Below are 3,793 nucleotides of genomic sequence, written 5' to 3'. Positions count from 1 at the left end.
TTGGTCTTGTAGATAAGGTAGTACCCTCAAATTCATTCAGGGGTGAGGTCCAGAAGCTTGCCGAAACGATCAGAGACAACGCCCCACTTGGCAATAGGGCTGTCAAGAAGATTGTGAATATGGGGTTACATCTGAGCATCGCAGAGGCGCAGGCTCTTTCGGATACGCTGCGACGTCAGATCGAGGAAACAGAGGACGCGAAGGAAGGAGTTAGAGCCGTCCTGGGAAATTATAAACCAAAGTTTGTGGGTAGGTAGATCTTTCATGACCTGAAAAATATTTTTGAAATTCCGTGTCCTTCCGGCAAGCCTGTATAGCGGAAAGAAATTTGCCGGGGGTGAGGCTGGGAGGCAAACGTTCCCCAGTCCTCCCGGTTGTGGCGCCGTAGGCAGCGTTTGATTTAAAATATTGGGTGGAGCAGGCTCATCAGGAATCGTTGACGGGGATGCCGGTCTGATAATTCCAGGGCATCCAGTTTCGAGGGTTTTTGAAGACCTCGGAGGAATGTTTCTGGAGGGCCACCAGGTAGTCGAAGGGATTGACGCCCTCCAGGTTGCAGGTGTGGATCAGGCTCATGAACATATCACCGATGAACGCGCCGTGTTCGGTCTTGTAGAAGAGCGAGTTTTTCCTGTGGAGGATGGCCTTTTTCAGGGTCTGCTCACAGATGTTGTTGTCCAGGGGCGCTCCCGGGACTCTCAGGAACAGAGTCAGAGGATCCCAGTGCTTGAGCATATAGGCGATGGCCTTTCCCAATCCGGAGTTCGGCTCTGTCTTCTTTTGATGGAGCTGTTCAGAAAGCCACTGTTTAAGATTCTTCATCACCGGTGCGCTTTCCCGCTGATGGAAGAGGAGCCGCTCCTGGGGTGAGAGGTTTTGCTGTTTGGCGATCTCATCGTTTCTGTAAACCAACGCGATCTGGTCAATGACATGAGCCGTCTCTTCAGGAAAGTTTGCCGCCACGTCCACGAAGTTCCGCCGCCCGTGGACCAGGCAGTTGGCCAGGAGGGTTTCGAACTCCTTGGAAGCATTGCGGCTGAGGGCGTCGCACATCTGAATCGGCGGATCCAGTTCGGCTTGCCGTTGTTTGAGCAAATCCGTCATATTTTCCCCGGCGTGTTTCTGTCCCGTAAAGAACAGGGCGATCTTGCGGTCCTCTACGATTGACATCATGCCGGTGGTAAACATCCCTGTTCGAGACGATTTCTCATTGATCTCTTTTAGCAACTCCAGGATCTTCATGGGGGTATCGTCGTTATGGATGACATTGCCCTGGGCGGCCTGACGGATCAGTTCTCGATAGGCGGGGTGAGTGCCCCAGTTGGCGGCATTCTCTACTATATCCCACTGGGTTGACGCCGGCAGCGGTATCCCCATGCTTTCCTGAAGCTTCTCGATCCGGTAGAAAGGAACGCCGCTGCCATACTTCAGTATGGCAATCATGGCCCCGGCGGTTTCGTCATACTTGTCGGAACCGACGTTGTTCGGGGGCTGGGCCGTAAAGACCTCGCCGCAGAGGTTGCAGCGCAGCTTCTCCAACTCATAGATTTTCGCGGCCAGAGGGGCCATACCCACGAACCGCACCAGGGTCCCAGCCTTCTTGACCGGATAAAGTCTCCCCTTGGGACATTCCCGGCATGGTTCGCCGGCCTTCAGATCCTGGATGGACACTTTGATCCGCTCGGCTTTTTTGTAAGCATCCACACCGTTTCTGCCGTGACCCGGTTGCTTCTCCGGTTCAGATTCCTCTTTCGGGTTGCTTCCGATCTTGAAGAGCTTCTCGCGCGTCTCTGTCTTGGCGCCAAAGATCACCCGCAACAGACGTTTGATCGCCGTGGCCTTCTCATCCACCGCCTGGCTGAGACAGGCGAGGGTCTCCACAATGGACTTGATGATCTCATAATCGCCTTCCTGCAGGGCCCCCTTTTCCACCCGCATAAGGAGGGCTTGCACATCCGCCGGCTTCAGCTCGACCACCTTCGGAGTCTTCATGCCTGACCTCCGCAAAGATGATCGCGGAAAGCCCTGGACAGAGGATAGCCCAGAACATCCTTGAGGGAACGGTTCGCCTTGCCGGTCTGATCATTCTTCCCCCGACCTGTGGTCCGACCGATATAGAGCCAGTTGGCCGCCCGGTAGCAGGTACCATGAAAACGCTCCTGATCGACAAAAGTTTCAAGATAATAGAGGGGATGATGATAGAGTCTCTCCCAATCCTTGGGCAGGACCTTTACCATCTTTCCCAGGATGTGGGAAGCCAGGCAGGAAACCCGAACCCAGGGCAGGATGAGAAACCGGGTGTTGCAGGCGATAAGAGATAGATTCTTCTCCCGGAATGTTTTCGTCCAGCCGATAAAACGGTCGCGATCGCCGATGTGACGGGGAGCCGATGACCAGGCCAGACAGGCAATCGGTCTTTCCTTGGCAAAAACGATATACTTGAGCTGCTCCCCTACAGGTTGGCAATAACCAAGATAATGATGCTCCTCGATCAAACTGTTGAACAGGGCCTCCGCATCCGTCCGCCGGACCTGACGGAACTCGATGGGACCAAGATCCGACAATTTCCCTTCTATGGGCGTCTGGTCTATCTCTACCCGGGAAGGCTTCTTGCGATGCACCAAAGGATTGACGATCCTGACCCGGATGGGAGGCAGGTCGATCTGTCCCGCCCGGGCCAACTGAAGCATCAACCCCCGACACACCATGTCCCGAAGCGCCCCGTTGGGCTGCACCCAGCCCCAGACCCGGCAGAGTTTCCGGGAAAGCATCCAGCGGCTGTCGCCACTGTTTTGGGCAATGAACTGCCGGATAAAAACAACTTCTTCGTCCGTCACCGCCCTGCCTCTGTATCGCATCACCGTTTCCATGAACAGAAGATAACAGAGTCGTTGACAGAACGCAAGGGAAAGTTTTCAAATCAGGCATATTTTTTCTCTGGCTTTCCTCAGCCGCCAGCATCGATCTTCCTCCAGGCAGGAGCTACGCGAACATGAGAAGGATTGCCGTTCCACAACAGAAGCTGCAGCTCGTGGACGGCCAAAACGCTGACACGATCAGAGCCTTGATCCGGCCACCATTGAAACGTCCCCTTGGACAAACGCTTCTGGCAAAGCCAGAACCCCTGGCCGTCATACATCAGCGCCTTTATCGCTGTCGCTCTATGATTCCGAAATACAAAAACGCAGCCCGAAAAAGGGTCCGTTCCCAGAACATGCCGGCAAACCCCCGCCAATCCGTCAATCCCTTTGCGGAAATCCACCGCCTTGATGGACAGCAGAATCCGCATCTGCGGCGTGATCTGGATCATCCACACCTCCAGAACGTCTTCATCAGCTCTAGAGGATGAAAACCCGGCGCCCCTTTGATATGAATCCTCATCCTCCCTCCGGCCCTTTCCATCTCCATAATGAACTCCGGCAAGGATGATCTCAAATCCAGAGCAACAAAATCAGAGGGGGTCACAGATTCCGGAAAACGGTCGGGACAGGCAGACTGAAATCGTTTCTTCAGAACATTATAGTCCAGATGCAAGGCGCTGGATATTTTGCAAAGGGAGTGATCGGCGCAAAGACGTACCGCGCCTTCCCATAAAACAGCCGGGATGGGTGTGCCACGCTTCCTCCCCTTACGCCATCGCTCAAATCGCTGCTGAACTTCTTCAAGGCTTGGTCCTGTGTAAGCTCTGAACTGCTGCTCCATCGGTTACCCTCCTCCTTAAGTTGATAACCGATCATACCTACCCGCCACAAATCTTTCACGCAGCCTTACCGGAAAGACACGTTCTTTCGAG

General features: G+C 54.3%; 5 protein-coding genes. 1 reads left to right on the top strand and 4 read right to left on the bottom strand.

Annotated features, from left to right (window positions below; all coding sequences use genetic code 11):
- A partial coding sequence (locus WC600_18910) for an enoyl-CoA hydratase-related protein (GenBank protein ID MFA4904801.1) occupies positions 1–257 on the top strand: 257 nt, incomplete at its 5' end.
- Positions 258–426: 169 nt separating this feature from the next.
- On the opposite strand, the gene WC600_18905 is transcribed toward WC600_18910, so the two are convergent.
- From WC600_18905 to WC600_18890, 4 genes are all read right to left on the bottom strand, one after another.
- Positions 427–1,992 carry an IS66 family transposase gene (locus tag WC600_18905; protein MFA4904800.1) on the bottom strand — a complete coding sequence of 522 codons (1,566 nt, stop codon included), beginning with the start codon at positions 1,990–1,992 and terminating at the stop codon, positions 427–429.
- A complete protein-coding gene (locus WC600_18900) occupies positions 1,989–2,858 on the bottom strand; it encodes a Druantia anti-phage system protein DruA (GenBank protein ID MFA4904799.1) in 870 nt (289 codons plus the stop codon). Before WC600_18900 ends, WC600_18905 begins: the two co-directional genes overlap by 4 nt.
- An 89-nt stretch (positions 2,859–2,947) precedes the next feature.
- On the bottom strand, positions 2,948–3,310 hold the full coding sequence (gene tnpB / locus WC600_18895; protein MFA4904798.1) for an IS66 family insertion sequence element accessory protein TnpB: 363 nt from the start codon (positions 3,308–3,310) through the stop codon (positions 2,948–2,950).
- Positions 3,307–3,702: a hypothetical protein gene (locus tag WC600_18890; GenBank protein MFA4904797.1), complete on the bottom strand. Its 396-nt coding sequence runs from the start codon at positions 3,700–3,702 to the stop codon at positions 3,307–3,309. Before WC600_18890 ends, tnpB begins: the two co-directional genes overlap by 4 nt.
- Between the last annotated feature and the right edge of the window lie 91 nt (positions 3,703–3,793).

The organism is Desulfobaccales bacterium, from assembly GCA_041648175.1.
In the GTDB taxonomy this organism is placed as follows: domain Bacteria; phylum Desulfobacterota; class Desulfobaccia; order Desulfobaccales; family 0-14-0-80-60-11; genus 0-14-0-80-60-11.
This window is presented reverse-complemented; position numbering and strand designations above follow the sequence as displayed.

What these genes read in the sequence shown, in the direction of transcription:
- WC600_18905 (MFA4904800.1), bottom strand. Translation starts at nt 1,992, where the DNA reads ATGAAGACTCCGAAGGTGGTCGAGCTGAAGCCGGCGGATGTGCAAGCC.
- WC600_18900 (MFA4904799.1), bottom strand. Translation starts at nt 2,858, where the DNA reads ATGCGATACAGAGGCAGGGCGGTGACGGACGAAGAAGTTGTTTTTATC.
- WC600_18890 (MFA4904797.1), bottom strand. Translation starts at nt 3,702, where the DNA reads ATGGAGCAGCAGTTCAGAGCTTACACAGGACCAAGCCTTGAAGAAGTT.
- tnpB (MFA4904798.1), bottom strand. Translation starts at nt 3,310, where the DNA reads ATGATCCAGATCACGCCGCAGATGCGGATTCTGCTGTCCATCAAGGCG.